The organism is Nocardia altamirensis NBRC 108246 (genome assembly GCF_001612685.1).
GTDB classification, from domain to species: domain Bacteria; phylum Actinomycetota; class Actinomycetes; order Mycobacteriales; family Mycobacteriaceae; genus Nocardia; species Nocardia altamirensis.
The window spans coordinates 1-16,804 of sequence record NZ_BDAY01000065.1 but is presented as its reverse complement, the minus strand read 5'-3'; the positions used below and the strand labels follow the sequence as shown (position 1 = coordinate 16,804).

Sequence of the window (16,804 nt, the reverse complement as noted above, 5' to 3'; positions counted from 1 at the left end):
AGCAAGTGCTTGGTAGGTTATCCTACCGGCGTGGGTGCGATCCAGACCTCAGAATCCGACACGGCCGCGCAGGGCGGGCGGTTTTCCGCGACGCAGGACGCGCAATTCGCCGCCGAGGTGCGCGAGTGGCTCGCCGAGAACCTGAACGGTGAGTTCCGCGAGCTGCGTGGGCTCGGCGGGCCGGGCCGGGAGCACGAGGCGTTCGATGAGCGCCTCGCGTGGGACCAGCACCTGGCCGCCGCGGGGTGGACCTGCCTCGGCTGGCCGACCGAGCACGGCGGCCGCGCGGCGAGCGTGCGCCAGCAGGTGATCTTCCACGAGGAGTACGCGAAAGCGAATGCGCCTGCCCGGGTTTCGCACGTCGGCGAGGAACTACTCGGCCCGACGCTGCTCGCCTTCGGCACCGCGGCGCAACAGGACCGCTTCCTGCCCGGCATCCGCACGGTGCGTGAGCTGTGGTGCCAAGGCTATTCGGAGCCTGGCGCCGGCTCGGACCTGGCCGCCATCAATACCGCGGCGCAGCTCGACGGTGACGAGTGGTCGATCAACGGCCAGAAGATCTGGACCTCGCTGGCCCACGTCGCCGACTGGTGCTTCGTGATCGCCCGCACCGAGCGCGGTTCCGTTCGGCACAAAGGACTTTCCTACCTGCTGGTTCCGCTGCGGCAGCCCGGCATCGACGTGCGCCCGATCATCCAGCTGACCGGGACATCGGAATTCAACGAGGTCTTCTTCGACAATGCGCGCACGGCAGCGGATCTGGTGGTCGGCGCGCCTGGCGACGGTTGGCGCATCGCCATGGGCACACTGACCTTCGAGCGCGGCATCTCCACGCTCGGCCAGCAGATCAGGTTCGCCAGGGAGCTCGCCGACATCGAGGCGCTGGCTCGCCGCACCGGCGCCGCCGACGACCCGCTGATCGCGGACCGGATCGACCGGGCCTGGGTCGGGCTTCGGGTGTTGCGCGCCCATGCCATGCGCACCATGGAGGGCGCCGGCGTCGACGACGGTGGACAGGCCTCGGTCGCGAAACTGTTGTGGGCCAACTGGCATCGCGGCCTCGGCGAACTCGCCATGGCCGTGCTGGGTCCGGCAGGCATGGTGGCCGACGAGCACGATCTCAACGAATGGCAGCGGCTGTATCTGTTCACCCGCGCCGACACCATCTACGGAGGTTCGAACGAAGTGCAGCGCAACATCATTGCCGAGCGGGTGCTCGGACTGCCGCGGGAGGCCCGGCCGTGAGCGGGTCAGGCCCGGAGGCGGTAGCGCAGCGTAACCACGGAGGGCCCGCGCTCACGGCCAATAAGACACAGCCCGTGAGCGGCCTTTCCGTTGCGCCGCAACCGGTTCCCGGGCACGGCCTGCTGACCGGGCGCGTCGCCGTCGTCACCGCCGCCGCAGGCACCGGGATCGGCTCCGCAACGGCGCGCAGGCTGCTCGCCGAGGGCGCCGATGTAGTCGTTTCCGATTGGCACGAGCGGCGTTTGGCCGAGACGGCGGCCGAGCTGGCCGCCGAGTTCCCGGCACGCAAGGTCGCCTCGATCGCCTGCGATGTGCAGAGCACCGAACAGGTGAACGCGCTCGTGCATGGCGCGGCCGAGGCGATCGGCCGGATCGACATCATGGTCAACAATGCCGGACTCGGCGGCGAGACACCGGTGGTCGACATGACCGACGAGCAGTGGGACCGCGTCCTCGACATCACCCTCAACGGCACCTTCCGCTGCACCCGCGCCGCACTCGGCTACTTCCGCACGGCGGGCCACGGCGGCGTGATCGTCAACAACGCCAGCGTGCTCGGCTGGCGCGCGCAGCACGGTCAGGCCCATTACGCCGCGGCCAAGGCAGGCGTGATGGCGCTGACCCGGTGCAGCGCGATCGAGGCCGCCGAACTCGGCGTGCGGATCAACGCGGTCGCGCCGAGCATCGCCAGGCATGCCTTCCTGGACAAGGTCAGCTCGACCGAACTGCTCGATCAGCTGTCGGAGCGTGAAGCTTTCGGCCGGGCCGCCGAGCCGTGGGAAGTGGCCGCCACCATCGCGATGCTGGCGAGCGACTACACCTCGTATCTCACCGGCGAGGTCGTCTCGGTCAGTAGCCAGCGCGCCTGAGCGTCCGCTGAAGGGTCCGTTCGGACGGCTGCGACAGAGCGGATGAGTGGCTGCGCACGCCTGAGTGCGAACGCCTTACGGCGTCCAGCGCACTGCGGGCAAATGGGCGGCTGATCAGGTAGAAAAGGCAGCGCCAGATGCCGCCGGGGTGTGCCATGCTGGGTGAATCGGATCCCGCACTCTCCAAAGGGGCGATGGCTATGGGCCTGGATAGCCCAGCTGCCCGCGAACAACTGGAACTCGACTTGGTGTGCGAAGTGGTGCTTGCCCGGCGCCGCTTGGACAGTATGGTGCTGGCCGCGCTCACGCTCGGCGCGGAGCTGATGGACCACGATTCCGAATGTGCCACCGCGATGCGGGCCGCGCAGATTCTCGAGCAATTCGCGATCGACGAGGGTGCTGTCGCGCGCGATCCACGCGGTGCGTTGCGCGCCGATCTGGCGCGAGATCGCGAGCGCGCCAAACGACTCGGGCTCGGGCCCGACTATCGGGAGATCCAGGAGACCGATCAGGACCGGCGCAGGCATCGGCAGGCCGCGGTGCTGTGCGAGGTGCGCGCGGATCTGCTCGATGTGGTGGCGAAGTGTCGCAAGTTCCGGTTCGATCGGGTCGCCTTCGACGAGGAGATCGCGCAGGGACTCTGCGCCGCCACCGACAAGCTGGTGACCGGCGCCGACATGGAAACCTATCGGGCGTGGCAGCGCGGCATGGTGCTCAAGTTGATCGAGGAGCCGGTGCCGCACGGCCCACCGCGGGTGATGGCCACCGTGGATGCCGGGCCGGGCCGCGGGCAGCTCACCGTCGAATGGGACAGCTGCGAAAGACGACTCGCGCTGGTCGCGCGCATGGCCCGGGCCGGCATCTCGCCCGTGGTGATCTGCGACCGGCTCCTAGCCGATCTATCCGTCTCCTCCCCGCTGCGTTATTCGGTGCGCTGAACGTCCTGGTGCCCGACACTCCTGCCAACCACCCTGTACCAAGCAAACGCTTGGTTGTATTATGGCGGTTGTGACCGCACCCGACGCATCGAAATCAGCACGGCGCAATGAACTGCTCACGCTCGCGGCGCAGCTGTTCGCCGAGCGTGGACTGCGCGCCACCACCGTGCGCGACATCGCCGACGCGGCCGGGATTCTATCGGGCAGCCTCTACCACCACTTCGACTCCAAGGAGTCGATGGTCGACGAGATCCTGCGCGGCTTCCTCGACGACCTGTTCGGGCACTACCGCGAGATCGTCGCCGCCGGGCTCAGCTCGCGAGACACGTTGGAAGCCTTGGTGCTCGCGTCCTACCAATCGTTCGACCGGCATCACGCCGCGGTGGCGATCTACCAGGCCGAGGCCAAGCGCCTGCGCACCGCCGAGCGGTTCACCTACATCGCCGAATACAACCGCGAGTTTCGCGAGCTCTGGCACCGGGTGCTGACCAACGGCGTGCAGGACGGCAGCTTCCGGCCCGAGATCGATGTCGAACTGGCCTACCGGTTCCTGCGCGACACCGTGTGGGTCGCGGTGCGGTGGTATCAGCCAGGCGGCCCCATCACCGTCGACAACCTCGCCAAGCAGTACCTGACCATCGTGTTGGACGGGCTCACGGCGACCTAATCCGCGCGACGCGGCCCGTCGCGCTGTTCGCAAGCACACCACGTAGGAGTTCTCAGATGTCAGCACCAGCCGCCCGCCGCCCCTACGCCCCGCTGCGGGACGCCTACGTGATCGACGCCGTGCGCACCCCGGTCGGCAAGCGCGGCGGCGCGCTGGCCGCCGTGCACCCGGCCGATCTCGGCGCGGCCGCGCTGCGAGGTCTGTTGGACCGCAACCCGATCGACCCTGGCAACGTCGACGACGTGATCGTCGGCTGCGTCGACAACGTCGGCCCGCAGGCCGGAAACGTCGGCCGCACCGCATGGTTGGCGGCCGGATACCCGGAGGAAGTCCCCGGCGTCACCGTCGACCGGCAATGCGGATCCAGCCAGCAGGCCATTAATTTCGGCGCGCAAGCCATCATGAGCGGCACCGCCGAAGTGATCGTCGCGGGCGGATTGCAGAACATGAGCGCCATCCCGATCTCCGCGGCCATGTATGCGGGCAAGGAATACGGATTCGAGACGCCGTTCGCCGGCTCCGACGGGTGGGACCACCGCTACGGCAGCGCCGAGGTCACCCAGTTCCACGCGGCGCAGCTGATCGCCGAAAAGTGGGGCATCAGCCGAGAAGACATGGAGCACTGGGCATTGCGCAGCCACGAGCGGGCGCGCGATGCCATCAAGAACGGCCGCTTCGACAACGAGATCGTTCCGGTCGGCGACTTCTGGATCGACCAGGGACCCCGCGAGACCAGCCTGGTGAAGATGGCGTCGCTGCCGCCGCTCGCCGAAGGCAGCCCGCTCACGGCCGCGGTGGCGAGCCAGATTTCCGACGGCGCCAGCGCCACACTGCTCGCCTCCGACTGGGCGGTACAGGAATACGGTTTGCGGCCGCGGGCCCGCATCCACCATGTCAGCGCGCGCGGCGCCGATCCGATCTTCATGCTCACCGCGCCCATCCCGGCCACCAAGTGGGCGCTCGAAAAGACCGGCCTCACCATCGATGACATCGACCTGATCGAAATCAACGAGGCCTTCGCGCCGGTGGTGCTCGCCTGGTTGCAGGAGACCGGCGCGAACCCGGACCGGGTCAACGTCAACGGCGGCGCCATCGCGCTCGGCCATCCCCTCGGAGCAACCGGCGCAAAGCTTTTCGCCACGCTGCTCAACGAGCTGGAGCGGATCAACGGCCGCTACGGGCTGCTCACCATTTGTGAAGGCGGCGGCACCGCCAACGCGACCATCATCGAGCGGCTCGACAGCTGATCGTTGCTACCACTGCGAGCCGATGGACCGGTCGTGGTCGCGGTCCTCGCGGAAGAAGCGCTGGGTGCGGGCTAGGAGACGGTTGATCTCGGCGGTCATCGTCGCGGCGTCGAGCGGTCTGGCGACGATCGGATCGCCGGTCTTGACGAAGTAGCGGCCGTCTTCGTAGTCCATCCACCAGAAGCCGCGGCCGAAGGCGGGACGGGCGTCGACGGCCGCACCGGCGAAGACGGTGATCTCGCCGAGGCCGAGCCTGCGGCGCTTGAAGATCCGGTCCAGCTGCTCGGCCATGCTCACCTCGTAGGGGCGGCGGACGTGGCGTTCGCGGTCGGCGGCGACCTCTTCGCGGCGGACCTCGATCGGCGGATGGGTGCCGGGAGGCGTGCGCGGCAGGGCGGCGACTGCCCGCTTGGCGACCTGTGTTGCGGGGCACCAGCTTACGATCACGTCCGAACCGGTGTCCGCGGCGTGGCCAGGAAGTTGGACGAGGGTCGCGCCGAGCCCACCCCGTATTCCGGCGTGGAATCGGAAGACGTTCGACGGGGTTTCGCCGAGACCCTTCGATTCGATGCGGGCCTCCGGCTCCAGGAGTACGTCGAGTGCGCGTTCCAAGTCCTCGGCGTACCGGTTCATCAGCGCGTCGGCCGCGGCTTCCCGTTGTTGCTTGAGATCGCTGAAATCGGCTGCCTCGGCACGGTATTGCAGCGGATACGGTAGTCGGTCACGGCCGTAAGCCGACCAGAGCAGCTCGAACTCGAGACCGGTGAAGCGCCAGTCAGTCATGCGTCAGTCGCTACCGAGGACCGGTGGCACCGCCTTCGGCAACGAATCCAGGCCGGTGACCTCGTTGCCGTTCGCCTGGGTGATCAGGTAGTCCTTTGTGCCGGACTTCTCCTGCTCGTCGTCCTTGCCCTTACCTGCCATGCCCGGTGCGATGCCGGTTCCGCCTGCGCCGGGGCGGCCGGTTGTGCCGTCGGTGCGTGCGACCGCGGCAGCCGGGGCGGCGACGGGTTGGGGTGATCCCGGGATGCTGCGGCCTGGGCTTGGTGTGCCCGGGGTTCCCGAAGTTCCTGGTGTGCCAGGGATATTGGGGCGGCCGGGTGTTCCAGGGGAGGTGCTGAGGGGACGCGATGGGGTAGGGGTCGCAGTGGTGAGATTCGGGTTGCCGGTGCTTGGGCTGCCGGTGTTCGTGGTGTTCGGGGACGTGGTCGTCGGAACGTTCGACGGTGTCCCAGACTCCGTGCCCGCCGTGGTTGTGGCGGGCGATCCTGGCGCCGACGGATCGGTTCCTGCTGGCTGTGTCGGATCGTTGGCCTGCTGGTCGGGCGCCTTGGACTCTTGCTCTGTCGAGCCAGGTTCGCCGGTGGTGGAGTTCTCCTGTGCTCCGGGAGAATTCGTGGTGCCGGGCGAATTCTCCTGGCTGGGTGCGGAGTTGGGCTTCGGTGAGTCCTCGACGATGCTCGGGGCGGCAGGCAACACCGGAACACCTTGATCGGTCTGGTTCGCGACCTGACCGTAGACCGTGCGCAAGATGCGCCGCGCCTCCTGTGTCGCTTCCTCTTCGGAATAGTCACCGGCTTTCATCGCACCGTTTTGCGGCAGCGTCTTGCCCATCAGATCCGGGCGTTGGGTCGCCTGCGGCATCAATGCCTGGGTCTGATTCAGGCCGGTATGCAGTTCCGACAGTTTGAAACTCACCAGTCCCGTTGCGCTGGCCAGCGCTTTGGACTTCTCGCTGTAGTCGTTGACCGCCTTGGTCGCCGCCGCACCGGACTTGCCGGTCCACGCGCCGGAGATCGTGCGGGCGAACTCCCTGTTGAACGCCTCGGTGGCGCCGGTGAGATTCATGCTGATGTTCAGCCATGCTTGTGATGCCTCGTGTGCGGCGCTCGGCCGCATCGAGTTCACCGCGTCGACCATCTGTGCCAGGCTCATCGAGTCGTAGTTGTCCGGGCCCGGAATCTTCGGCGGTTCGAACTCGCCGTCGAAGGTCTCATCGATCCGGCGGGTGAAGTCGTAGATGTTCTGCCGCTCGCGATTCCACTGCTCCTGGGCCGCGATGATGCGGGCACGGTAGTCGTCGTATGTCATTGCGGCACATCCAATCCGGTGAATTGGTCGGCCCTGGATTGATCTTGTTCCTGGAAGTTCGAAATCGCTTTGGCGACAACCTGTTTCGCAAGTTTGACGGCGTCGATGTGCTGCATCAGCACGGCGTCCATCGACCGGTCGCCACCGGTGGCCTTGAGTTTGAACTTCTCCTGCAAGGCGAGGCTTGACGGGAACGGGCCGAATCCAGAGATGTCTTCAACGCGTGCGACTGTCCGCAGCAGGCCGTCCAGCTGACCAAGGTAGTCGTCGCACACCCGGTCCAAACCTCTGCCGACTTCCGGATCCAGCAGTATTTCACCAGAATTCGCCAGGTCGAGAACCTTGCGCCATTCCGTGGGATCGACGCCAAACTCAATGGCCATCTCATTAGCTCCCGGGTAGGTACTTAGCCAGTTCGTCCGTGTGACGACGTGCCTCGGCGCATGGGTCGCCTTGTTTACCTATCGAATAGTTGGTCTGCGCCTTGAATATGGCTGTGCCTCGTAGAAGCTCGACTGCGACGTAGCAGTTGAGCCGTTTCTTGTCGTTTACGGACAGGTACTGCACTGCTTGCCGTGTACCGACGGTAAGCGGCGCGAATGCTTCGTAGTCGGGGCGCTTTCGGACGTCCTGCAGGGTGGGAGTCCCCGAGAAGATCGACAGGTTGTACCACTGCGCGGTCGACCGCCAATCGCACACCTTCCACCCTTCGAAGTCGACGCCTGCGACATCCTTTTCTTTGGTTGAAGGATCGAGCCCGCTTGCGGACAGCGCAGAGTCGGGCAAGCTGCACGGATCCCACAGTCCAGCGTCAGCGTCTGCCGATTTCGACGGGGCAGTCGTGACAGCCGTGGTCCCGCTCGCAGTCGGTTTTCCCTCGGTGGGATCTCCACACCCCGCCGAAACCACCATCACACCGACCGCGACGACTAGACCACGCAGCACATTCCCCCTGCTAGTCATCCGTTCCTCACCGTCGCCGTTGTGCGCAATACAGACAGGTCCGGGCCGATTTCCGTGCCCCCTTGCAACTCCGATTGACGGTACGTTCCAGTTCACAACGTTGCAAGCACGCCAAGTGGGGAGCCGCCATGCCCTGGCGGCTCCCCACGGCGACGAGGTGAACGCCGTCAATCGGTCATCCGGCGGCCGGTTCCAGGATCTCGACCGGCTCCGGTTCCAGCTCCGTCGGCTTGCGATCCGGCCGAATGGTGAGGATCAGCACGGCCGCCCCGGTCAGCGCGATCAGCATGGTCCACACGGTGCCGACGTGCATCGCGTGGATGAACGCGTTGTCGGCGGCGTGCGCGAGGTCAGGCCGACTGATCGTGCCTGCCACATGCCTGGCCAGTTCGGCGGAGGCGCGCGCCTGATCCTGCACCGGGCCGGGAATGTCGGACAGCGACCCTTCGATCCCGCGCCGGTAGGCGATCGACATGATGGTGCCGCCGACCGCGATCCCGAGCACGCTGCCGGTTTGACGCACCGTGTTGGTGACGGCCGATCCGGCGCCGGCGCGCTCCAGCGGAAGGGTGTTCATCAGCGCTGCCGTGACCGGGCTGATGACCATGCCGATCGAGAGCCCCTGCACCAGCAGCACGATCTCGTTCCAGATGATCGGGGTGTGCAGATCGAAGAGCCCGAAGCTGCCCATCGCGAGCCCGGCCACGACCAGTGCGGTTCCGGCGACGGGGCGCAGCGACCAGCGACGGACCAGCCGCACACCGAGCGGCCCGCCGATCATCACGCCGATCGCGGCAGCGGAACTCGCCAGGCCTGCCTCGAGCGCCGAAAAGCCGCGCGCCCCTTGCAGATAGAACGCACCGTAGAAGCCGACGGCGGTCATCGCGAAGAACAGCAGGCCGAGTGCGGCGTTGCCGCCGCCGAATGTGCGCTCGGCGAGGAGCCGTGGATCGAAACTCGGCTGCCGGATCCGCAATTCGACGAGCACGAAGGCGGTAAGCAGGATCAGCCCTGCGGTGATCGGTGCCCACACATCGAGTCGGCTCCACGAGGCGACCTGCCCGGCCCGGATCAGCCCGTAGGCCAGCGCCGCGAGCCCGCTGATCGACAGCAGCAGTCCGGCCGGGTCCAGTGGCCGCGGTGTCGGGCTGCGGAAGTTCGGGACCAGCGCGCCGATCCCGATCAGGCCGAGGACGACCACCGGCACGTTGACGAGAAACACTGAGCCCCACCAGAAGTGCTGGAGCAATACCCCGGCCAGCAGTGGCCCGGCCGCCAAGCCGACGCCTGCGGAGGCGGAGAAGAGTCCGATTGCGTTGGCCCGCGCGGGCCCGGTGAACGTCCAGGTGAGGATGGCCATGGTGGCGGGCATGATCAGCGCGCTGCCTGCGCCCATCACGGCCCGCGCGGCGATCAATTGGCTTGCGTCGCTTGCGTATGCGGCCCACACGGAGGCGGCGCCGAAGATCGCCATGCCTGCGAGGAGCACGGTCCGGTGGCCGAAGCGGTCGCCCAATGCGCCCGCGGTGAACATCAAGGTGGCGAAGACCAGCGTGTATGAACCGGTGGCCCATTGCAATTGGGCCGGATCGGCGCCGAGTCCGCGGACCGGGTCGGCGAGGGTTTCGAACGTGGTGCTGAGGATGGTGTTGTCCAGCCAGATCAGCAGGGAGGACACCAGGAGTACGGCGAGGATCAACTGTTGCCGAGATTTGGGCAAGGTCGGAGGCGTGGTCATGAAAACCTTCGATACGATCGACAAGAACCTGACGACCGAAGTGTGCTCGATCGTCAGGAACCTGTCAATCTCTGAGGAGGCTTCTGCCGTGGGCGGCAACCGGAACAAGCCTGGATCGCTGACCTTCATGGTCCGCAAGGTATGGCTCGACATGCGCGCCGCAATCGGCGCCGAGCTCAAGGAATTCGGGCTGTCGACCTCGCAGTACGCCACCCTGATGATGACGCAGGCGCATCCGGGCATGTCGGTCGCCGACATCGCCCGCGAGGTGTCGAGCACCCGTCAGGCCGCCAACGAAATGCTCGGCGGCCTCGAGGCCGAGGGCCTGATCGAACGCCGCCCCAACCCCACCGACCGCCGCACCCACCAGATCCACATCACCGAGGCGGGCCGAGCCCGCTTCACCGAAGCCCGCAAAGCGGTGATCCGCCGTGAAGCCGAACTCGAATCCCGCTTCACCCCCGAACAACGCGAAACCATCCGCGACTGGATGGAAGGCATGTCGGAGGCCTGCCGCTTCAGCTGACCGAGGTGACGGGCGCCTACTTCTCGGGCTCCAGGAGAACGGCGGTGCCGTAGGCGGCCACCTCGCTCATCGTCTGGGCGATCTCGTTGCAGTCGAAGCGCATGGCGAGAATGCCGTTGGCGCCGAAGGACATGGCGTGCTGGCACATCCGCATGATCGCTTCGTGACGGGAGTGGTAAAGGAGCTGGGTGTACTCGGTGATCTCACCGCCGCCGAGCGAGCGAAAGCCGGCGGCGATGTTCGAGCCGAGGCCGCGGCTGCGCACGGTCAGGCCTGCGACCTCGCCGAACACGCGGACGACCCGGTGACCTGGCACGTCGTTCATCGTCGAGACGAGGATCGGGAACTGCGGTCCCGGCTGCTGCTGCGGCGGCTGTTGATACCCGGGCTGCGGTGGCTGGGCGTATCCGGGCTGCTGCTGCGGAAAGTGCTGCTGCTGCGGTTGCGGCGGCATCGGCTGGTTCATGAGCGGGATCGTACGGCCACGGCCGTACTGCGGCGAGTCACTGTGCTTGCCACCCGCGAATGCCCCGCTTCCCTGGTCGGGGCATTCGCGCTGGCCAGGTCAGAGCGTCTTCTGGAGTTCTTCGATCCGGGTGACCGCGTCGGCGACGATCCGGTCGATGAGCTCACGGCAGGTCGGCAGGTCCTCGATGATGCCGGTGACCTGTCCCGCGGCGAGCACGCCCGCCTGGGTGTTGCCCTCGACCAGGCCCGCGCGCAGCAGCATCGGCGTATTGGCGGCCATGACGACCTGAGACCAGGTGAGGTCCTTGGTCTTTCGCATCGCCAGTCCATCGCGGACCAGGGTGGACCACTTCATGCCGGTCATGCTCTTGAACTTGGCGGCGTTGGCCACTGCGGCGGCCAGACCGCGGGTGCGACCCGAATGTTCCAGGCGCTGCACCAGTTCGGTGTTGAGCACGCGATGTGGCATGCCGTCGACCTTCGTCGAGACCACGGTGTCCTGCAGCTGCCTGCGCAGATACTCTTGCTTGACGGCCTCGGGCACGGTGCTCTCCTGGGTGAGCAGGAAACGGGTGCCCATCGCGACACCGGCCGCGCCGTAAGCCAATGCGGCGGCCAGGCCACGGCCGTCGAAGAAGCCGCCCGCCGCGACCACCGGAATATCCACCGCGTCCAGCACCGACGGCAGCAGCAGCGTGGTGGCCACCGGGCCGGTGTGCCCGCCGCCTTCGCCGCCCTGCACGATGACGGCGTCGGCGCCCCATGACGCCACCTTCACCGCGTGCTTGGCGGCGCCGATCGACGGAATCACCACCACTCCTGCATCTTTCAGCTTGGCGATGAGGTCCTGCTTCGGTGCGAGCGCGAACGACGCGACGGCCACCTTTTCCCGGATCAGCAGCTCGATGCGTTCGGGTGCGTCCGAGGCGTCGGCGCGGATGTTCACGCCGAACGGTTTCGTGGTGTGCGCCTTGGTCTTCGCGATCGCGGCCGCGAGCTCCGGGTAGGTCATGGTTGCCGAGGCGAGGATGCCGAGCCCGCCTGCCTCTGCGGTGGCGGAGACGAGGCTCGGGCCTGCCACCCAGCCCATGCCGGTCTGCACGACGGGGTGCTCGATGCCGACCAGGTCGGTCAGCGCGGTCCGCAGCCTGCCGGTCATGACGGCACCTCGGTGTCGCGAATCGTCTTGGGGTCGAGCACATCCCGGATCAGCCGCAGTTCCTCGGCGGTCGGCAGTCTTGTTTCGCCTGCGTCGGCGAGGCCGTGGATCTCGAACGAGGTGTTCTCCGCGACCTCGGCGGCGCTGACGCCGGGATGCAGGCTGCGCGCCCGCATCGTGTGGTCAGGGCCCTCGAAATCGAAGACGCCCAGGTTGCTTACTACCCGGTGCAGGTGATGGAACCGGAATGCCGGGTTGGCCGGATCGAGCTTGTCGTAGCCGACACCGGAGACGATGTCGACGCGGTCGGTGAACACCCGAGTGGTGTGCCGCGAAACCCAGTAGCTGGTTGCGTGATTGATCGTGTTGCCAGGAGCACCGCGGACTCCGAACATCTGCCGGGTCGGCTGCTGCAGCGCACCGAACGCGGACAGGTTCTGATTGCCGTATCGATCGATCTGGTTGGCGCCCATCACCACATGCCGTCGGCCGGAGGCGACCACGTCGAACACTCTACGGAACGGAATCCAGCCTTCGATCGGAGCTTTGCCGCCCAGCGGGGGAGTGTCGGCGAAAAACAATGCCTCACCGTCGGAGAGCAGCAGGTCGGGCTCACTGGTCAGCTTCGCAAGTCGAGCCCCGATAATCGACATCGGCGACATCGGGCTCGCCATGATTTCTCCTGCGCCACTGAAGATCTCCGCGCAGGCAACAGCGCAGACCTCGGCTCTGGTAACAGTCTCGGTGGAATTCATCGAGAACCCTCCTGTGCAAACTCGCGGACGGCCGCTTGGTACTCGTCTTCGGAGACAGCCAGATACTTCTCGACGAACTGCTGCCACGCCGCGGGCGTCTTCGCCGACTGCACATAGTGCTTCTGGAACTTCTCGTCTCGTCCGTAGCTGTCCCCGGCCAGCGTGAAGTGCGCACCGCCGGGTGCCTCGACCACACCGTCCACCATCATCCGATTGAGCAGCAGCGACTGCAGCGGAACGGCTTTCACCAGCTCCTCGGTCTCGACAACCTGCTCCACCGACAAGTACCTGCGCTCCGCGGCCAGGCAATACAGATCATCGAAGTACGGATCGACGCCCGTGTAGGCGGCGTTGCCGTGCCGGTCGCCGATGTTCAGATGCACCAGCGCCGCATCGAGATTCAGCGCAGGCATCGCGATCAACGTCTCGGTGCGCCCCGCATCATCCGGATATGGCGAAGTGACGGTGCGCAATTCGCCGTCCCAGAAGTTCGGCACATCGGACCCGAGCCCGGCGCGGATCGGCAGGAACGGCAGCCGTGCCGCGGCCGCCTCCAGCCCGCACTTGAGCATGCCCTCGTCCATTTCGCGCGCCACCAGCGCGCCGGAGGTGCGGGCGTGCGCGAACCACGGATCGTAGAACGGCGCCGAATCCAGCGAAACGAACCCGTAGTACGCCTTGCGCACCTTCCCGGCCGAGCACAACAGCCCGAGGTCGGGCCCGCCGTAGCTGACCACGGTCAGGTCGGTGATCGGCGACCGCAGGATGGCCCGCACCAGCGCCATCGGCTTGCGCCGTGACCCCCAGCCGCCGATGCCGATGGTCATTCCACTGCGCAACTCGCCGACGACCTCGTCGAGCGACATTCGCTTGTCTCGCATGACTTTCTGATCCCTGTCTGATTGGCGGCGTTCCGGATTACTTGTCGGCCTTGCGCGCCGCCAGGTCGTCGTCGAATCTGGCGCGGATCTCGTCGGCGACACCGGCGAGGTTGAGTTCGAAGGTGAAGCCCTGCTCGTACCGGTAGCTGCGGTGCACGTCCTGCGGGTCGATGCCGTTGAGCGCCCGCTTCGCCGCCCGGATCACCCTGCCGTCCTTGGCCGCGATGTTCTTGGCGACTTCCATTGCCGCGGCATCGAGTTCGGCGCGCGGCACCACCTGGTACACCGACCCGTAGTGCTGCAACTGCTGCGCGGTGATGGTGCTCGCGGTGTAGAACAGCGCCCGCATCAAGTGCTGTGGCACCAGCCGGGACAGGTGCGTCGCGGCGCCGAGCGCGCCGCGATCGACCTCGGGCAGCCCGAAAGTCGCGTCGTCCGAGGCGATCACCACATCGGCGTTGCCGACCAGCCCGATGCCGCCGCCGAGGCAGAAGCCATGCACCACCGCGATGACCGGGACGGGGCAGTCGTAGACGGCCGCGAACGCCTCGAAGCAGCCATGATTCGCGTCGATCAGCGCCTGATGGCCCGGCTTGCTCTGGATTTCCTTGATGTCGACGCCTGCGTTGAATCCGCGATTCTCCGCGCGCAGCACCACGACTCGCGTTTCCCGGTCGCGCCCTGCCTCGCGGATCGCGTCGGCGATGTCGAACCAGCCGTCGGTCGGTATGGCATTGACCGGCGGGTAGTCGACCGTGACCACGGTGATGCCGGTTGATTCGGAGTGACGGTTGATCCCCATCGCATGTCCCATCGTGTTTGGCCCGGCTTGTTCCTCGACGCAGCGCCCGATGGTGGTGAGCCCGGTGGCGAATACACCCAGCGCATTGGCAAAGCAAGCAGTTGCTTGGTAGGTTAGCACGGTGGCACTCGAAATCGACCTGGCCGACCGCATCGTTCTGGTGACCGGCGGCGTCCGCGGCGTCGGCGCGGGTGTGAGCAGGGTCTTTCTGGCGGCAGGCGCGACGGTGATCGCCTGCGCAAGGCGGCCCGCCGAGGCGCCGATCGAGGCCGACGGCCGTGCCATCGACTTTCTGTCCTGTGATATTCGCGACGCGGATTCCGTAGGTGTGTTGATCGATACAATTCGCGAGCGCTACGGGCGCCTCGATTGCCTGGTCAACAACGCGGGCGGGGCCCCGTTCGCGCTGGCGGCCGACGCGAGCAAGAACTTCCACGCCAAGATCGTCGAGCTGAACCTGCTTGCGCCACTCCTGGTTTCCCAGGCCGCCAACGCGGTGATGCAGCAGCAGCCGGACGGCGGCTCGATCGTGAACATCTCCAGCGTCAGCGGCCACCGGCCGTCGCCGGGCACCGCCGCCTACGGCGCGGCCAAAGCGGGCATCGACAACCTGACCGCGTCGCTCGCCGTCGAATGGGCGCCCAGGGTGCGGCTCAACTCCCTGATCGTCGGCCCGGTCGACACCGAGCAGAGCAGGCTGCACTACGGCGACCAGGACGGCGTCGACGCGGTCGGCCGGACCATCCCGCTCGGCCGGATGGCGACGCCCGACGACGTCGGCCGCTGTGCCGCCTTCCTTGCCTCCCCGCTGGCCGCCTACGTCAGCGGCGCCGCCCTGCTGGTGCACGGCGGTGGTGAACGCCCCGCCTTCCTGGCCGCGTCCACCGCAGCCGTCGGTCGGCAGTCCTGAAGACACAGAGATAAGAGGACAGATGGATACCGAGCAGATCTGCGCAGGCCGCACCGTCATCGTCACCGGCGCCGGCCGCGGCATCGGTCGTGCGCACGCGCTCGCCTTCGCCGCGGCGGGGGCCAGCGTGGTGGTCAACGACCTCGGCTCGGCGCTCGACGGCGCCGCGACCGGCGAGACGCCCGCCGAGCAGGTGGTCGCGGAGATCGTGGCGCTCGGCGGCAGTGCCGTGGCGAACGGCGACGACATCGCGGACTGGGACGGCGCCAGGCGGTTGGTCCGGCAGGCCGTCGACGCCTTCGGCGGGCTCGACGTGCTGGTCAACAACGCAGGCTTCGTTCGAGATCGGATGCTGGTCAACCTCGGTGAGGACGAATGGGATGCGGTGATCCGCGTCCATCTCAAGGGGCATTTCGTCACCATGCGGCACGCCATCGAGTACTGGCGCGGGGAAGCCAAGGCAGGTCGCCCTGTCGACGGCCGCATCATCAACACCAGCTCGGGCGCTGGACTGCAAGGCAGCGTCGGTCAGGGCAATTACGGGGCCGCGAAGGCCGGTATTGCGGGACTTACGCTGACGGCCGCCGCGGAGTTCGCTCGCTACGGCGTCACAGTAAACGCGATCGCCCCCGCTGCACGCACCAGGATGACCGAGGGCGTCTTCGCGGAGACGATGGCCAAGCCGGACGATGGCTTCGACGCGATGGCTCCGGAGAACGTCTCCCCGCTCGTCGTCTGGCTCGGCAGCCCACAATCGGCGGGCGTCACCGGGCGCATGTTCGAGGTGGAGGGCGGCAAGGTGGCGCTGGCCGAGGGCTGGCGGCACGGTGTCGCGGTCGATCGGGGCGCGCGGTGGGCGCCCGAGGAGCTCGGCCCGGTGGTTGCTGGACTGATAGCCAAGGCGATGCTGCCGGAGGCAGTATACGGGGCCTGATCGGGCATCCGCCCTTCTTCCTCCGGGCGTAACAGTAGGGGTTTATCATGGGCCCCGATCCGTTAAAAGTCCCGTGTGAGAGTCGCGACCGGGCAAGATCTGCGCTTTATCACTGAGGGGAAGGCTCGGCGCATGACCATTGGTCGCACACTCCGTGTAGTGGCAGTAGCTGGGATTGTGGCCGGCTTTGCGCTGCTGGGGCCGATCGCGGCCGAGGCGCAGCCGTCGGGCAAGTGCCCGCAGTGCGCCGCTGACCCCGCTCCGCCGCCCTACGACACCGGGGGCTGGCAACCGCTAGCCGTTCCTGGACAGCCGTCCCAAGTCAGCGCGGTGCCGACCAATCCCGCTATCGGCTCCGGCTCGGCCGCTGGTTCCGCCGCCGGTTCTGCGGCGACCGGCGGCTCGGCGGCGGCCGGTTCGGCAGGTGCTGCCGCAAGCTCGGCCGGGCTCGCCGCGGTCCTCGCCACCGGCTCCGCAGGACTTGGTGTGACTCTTGGCACAGGTTCGGCCGGACTCGGTGTCATCCTCGGCACCGGGTCGGCCGCACTCGGCGCGACCGGCTCCGCCGGGGCAGCGGCACTCGCCGCGACGGGTTCCGCCGGTGTCGGCGC

19 protein-coding genes are annotated in these 16,804 nt (G+C 67.2%); 9 read left to right on the top strand and 10 right to left on the bottom strand.

The window, feature by feature from the left end; translation table 11 throughout:
• Positions 1 to 30: 30 nt before the first annotated feature.
• The 5 genes from NA11_RS30030 (at position 31) to NA11_RS30010 (ending at position 4,966) form a co-directional block, all read left to right on the top strand.
• Positions 31 to 1,245, top strand: coding sequence for an acyl-CoA dehydrogenase family protein (locus NA11_RS30030; protein ID WP_141717920.1), 1,215 nt, complete (start codon positions 31 to 33; stop codon positions 1,243 to 1,245).
• A gap of 74 nt (positions 1,246 to 1,319) precedes the next feature.
• Complete coding sequence (locus tag NA11_RS30025; RefSeq protein WP_069165402.1) at positions 1,320 to 2,114, top strand: SDR family oxidoreductase; 795 nt, start codon at positions 1,320 to 1,322, stop codon at positions 2,112 to 2,114.
• A gap of 200 nt (positions 2,115 to 2,314) precedes the next feature.
• Positions 2,315 to 3,052, top strand: coding sequence for a hypothetical protein (locus tag NA11_RS30020; RefSeq protein WP_069165401.1), 738 nt, complete (start codon positions 2,315 to 2,317; stop codon positions 3,050 to 3,052).
• A 61-nt stretch (positions 3,053 to 3,113) separates the two neighbouring features.
• Positions 3,114 to 3,719, top strand: coding sequence for a TetR/AcrR family transcriptional regulator (locus NA11_RS30015; RefSeq protein ID WP_069165400.1), 606 nt, complete (start codon positions 3,114 to 3,116; stop codon positions 3,717 to 3,719).
• A 56-nt stretch (positions 3,720 to 3,775) separates the two neighbouring features.
• Entirely contained in the window at positions 3,776 to 4,966 is a 1,191-nt protein-coding gene (locus NA11_RS30010; protein WP_141717919.1) for an acetyl-CoA C-acetyltransferase, read from the top strand.
• Positions 4,967 to 4,972: 6 nt separating this feature from the next.
• Here NA11_RS30010 and NA11_RS30005 read toward each other — a convergent pair whose 3' ends face one another.
• The 5 genes from NA11_RS30005 to NA11_RS29985 form a co-directional block, all read right to left on the bottom strand.
• Complete coding sequence (locus NA11_RS30005; RefSeq protein ID WP_069165399.1) at positions 4,973 to 5,749, bottom strand: ESX secretion-associated protein EspG; 777 nt, start codon at positions 5,747 to 5,749, stop codon at positions 4,973 to 4,975.
• 3 nt (positions 5,750 to 5,752) lie between these two features.
• Positions 5,753 to 7,057: a hypothetical protein gene (locus NA11_RS30000; protein ID WP_069165398.1), complete on the bottom strand. Its 1,305-nt coding sequence runs from the start codon at positions 7,055 to 7,057 to the stop codon at positions 5,753 to 5,755.
• A complete protein-coding gene (locus NA11_RS29995) occupies positions 7,054 to 7,440 on the bottom strand; it encodes a hypothetical protein (RefSeq protein WP_069165397.1) in 387 nt (128 codons plus the stop codon). The genes NA11_RS30000 and NA11_RS29995 overlap by 4 nt, the downstream gene beginning before the upstream one ends.
• A gap of 4 nt (positions 7,441 to 7,444) precedes the next feature.
• A complete protein-coding gene (locus tag NA11_RS29990; RefSeq protein WP_084655196.1) occupies positions 7,445 to 7,969 on the bottom strand; it encodes a DUF3558 domain-containing protein in 525 nt (174 codons plus the stop codon).
• Positions 7,970 to 8,195: 226 nt separating this feature from the next.
• Positions 8,196 to 9,758, bottom strand: a complete 1,563-nt coding sequence (locus tag NA11_RS29985) for an MFS transporter (RefSeq protein ID WP_069165395.1) — start codon at positions 9,756 to 9,758, stop codon at positions 8,196 to 8,198.
• Here NA11_RS29985 and NA11_RS29980 point away from each other — a divergent pair.
• Complete coding sequence (locus NA11_RS29980) at positions 9,757 to 10,284, top strand: MarR family winged helix-turn-helix transcriptional regulator (protein ID WP_084655195.1); 528 nt, start codon at positions 9,757 to 9,759, stop codon at positions 10,282 to 10,284. The genes NA11_RS29985 and NA11_RS29980 overlap by 2 nt on opposite strands.
• A 16-nt stretch (positions 10,285 to 10,300) precedes the next feature.
• On the opposite strand, the gene NA11_RS29975 is transcribed toward NA11_RS29980, so the two are convergent.
• From NA11_RS29975 to NA11_RS29955, 5 genes are all read right to left on the bottom strand, one after another.
• Positions 10,301 to 10,624, bottom strand: coding sequence for a heavy metal-binding domain-containing protein (locus tag NA11_RS29975; protein ID WP_218023404.1), 324 nt, complete (start codon positions 10,622 to 10,624; stop codon positions 10,301 to 10,303).
• Between the two features lie 225 nt (positions 10,625 to 10,849).
• A complete protein-coding gene (locus NA11_RS29970) occupies positions 10,850 to 11,911 on the bottom strand; it encodes an NAD(P)H-dependent flavin oxidoreductase (protein WP_069165393.1) in 1,062 nt (353 codons plus the stop codon).
• Positions 11,908 to 12,666: a CoA-transferase subunit beta gene (locus NA11_RS29965; RefSeq protein WP_069165392.1), complete on the bottom strand. Its 759-nt coding sequence runs from the start codon at positions 12,664 to 12,666 to the stop codon at positions 11,908 to 11,910. Before NA11_RS29965 ends, NA11_RS29970 begins: the two co-directional genes overlap by 4 nt.
• The gene (locus tag NA11_RS29960) at positions 12,663 to 13,547 is read right to left on the bottom strand and encodes a CoA transferase subunit A (protein ID WP_218023400.1); all 885 of its coding nucleotides are present in this window, start codon (positions 13,545 to 13,547) and stop codon (positions 12,663 to 12,665) included. The genes NA11_RS29965 and NA11_RS29960 overlap by 4 nt, the downstream gene beginning before the upstream one ends.
• 37 nt (positions 13,548 to 13,584) lie before the next feature.
• Positions 13,585 to 14,349 carry an enoyl-CoA hydratase family protein gene (locus NA11_RS29955; RefSeq protein ID WP_069165391.1) on the bottom strand — a complete coding sequence of 255 codons (765 nt, stop codon included), beginning with the start codon at positions 14,347 to 14,349 and terminating at the stop codon, positions 13,585 to 13,587.
• 121 nt (positions 14,350 to 14,470) lie between these two features.
• Between NA11_RS29955 and NA11_RS29950 the strand changes: the two genes are divergently transcribed.
• The 3 genes from NA11_RS29950 to NA11_RS29940 form a co-directional block, all read left to right on the top strand.
• Complete coding sequence (locus NA11_RS29950; protein WP_069165390.1) at positions 14,471 to 15,259, top strand: SDR family oxidoreductase; 789 nt, start codon at positions 14,471 to 14,473, stop codon at positions 15,257 to 15,259.
• Positions 15,260 to 15,281: 22 nt separating this feature from the next.
• Entirely contained in the window at positions 15,282 to 16,193 is a 912-nt protein-coding gene (locus NA11_RS29945; protein WP_069165389.1) for an SDR family oxidoreductase, read from the top strand.
• Positions 16,194 to 16,352: 159 nt separating this feature from the next.
• Positions 16,353 to 16,804, top strand: a 452-nt coding sequence (locus NA11_RS29940; protein ID WP_439957113.1) for a hypothetical protein, incomplete at its 3' end; no start/stop codon positions are given.

Bases quoted from the DNA above. Each gene is read 5' to 3' on its own strand.
- NA11_RS29990 (WP_084655196.1), bottom strand. From the start codon at position 7,969: ATGGTGGTTTCGGCGGGGTGTGGAGATCCCACCGAGGGAAAACCGACT.
- NA11_RS29985 (WP_069165395.1), bottom strand. From the start codon at position 9,758: ATGACCACGCCTCCGACCTTGCCCAAATCTCGGCAACAGTTGATCCTC.
- NA11_RS30010 (WP_141717919.1), top strand. From the start codon at position 3,776: ATGTCAGCACCAGCCGCCCGCCGCCCCTACGCCCCGCTGCGGGACGCC.
- NA11_RS29955 (WP_069165391.1), bottom strand. From the start codon at position 14,349: ATGGGGATCAACCGTCACTCCGAATCAACCGGCATCACCGTGGTCACG.
- NA11_RS29945 (WP_069165389.1), top strand. From the start codon at position 15,282: ATGGATACCGAGCAGATCTGCGCAGGCCGCACCGTCATCGTCACCGGC.
- NA11_RS30020 (WP_069165401.1), top strand. From the start codon at position 2,315: ATGGGCCTGGATAGCCCAGCTGCCCGCGAACAACTGGAACTCGACTTG.
- NA11_RS30000 (WP_069165398.1), bottom strand. From the start codon at position 7,057: ATGACATACGACGACTACCGTGCCCGCATCATCGCGGCCCAGGAGCAG.
- NA11_RS29995 (WP_069165397.1), bottom strand. From the start codon at position 7,440: ATGGCCATTGAGTTTGGCGTCGATCCCACGGAATGGCGCAAGGTTCTC.
- NA11_RS30005 (WP_069165399.1), bottom strand. From the start codon at position 5,749: ATGACTGACTGGCGCTTCACCGGTCTCGAGTTCGAGCTGCTCTGGTCG.
- NA11_RS30015 (WP_069165400.1), top strand. From the start codon at position 3,114: ATGGCGGTTGTGACCGCACCCGACGCATCGAAATCAGCACGGCGCAAT.
- NA11_RS29970 (WP_069165393.1), bottom strand. From the start codon at position 11,911: ATGACCGGCAGGCTGCGGACCGCGCTGACCGACCTGGTCGGCATCGAG.
- NA11_RS29980 (WP_084655195.1), top strand. From the start codon at position 9,757: ATGAAAACCTTCGATACGATCGACAAGAACCTGACGACCGAAGTGTGC.
- NA11_RS29960 (WP_218023400.1), bottom strand. From the start codon at position 13,547: ATGCGAGACAAGCGAATGTCGCTCGACGAGGTCGTCGGCGAGTTGCGC.
- NA11_RS29965 (WP_069165392.1), bottom strand. From the start codon at position 12,666: ATGAATTCCACCGAGACTGTTACCAGAGCCGAGGTCTGCGCTGTTGCC.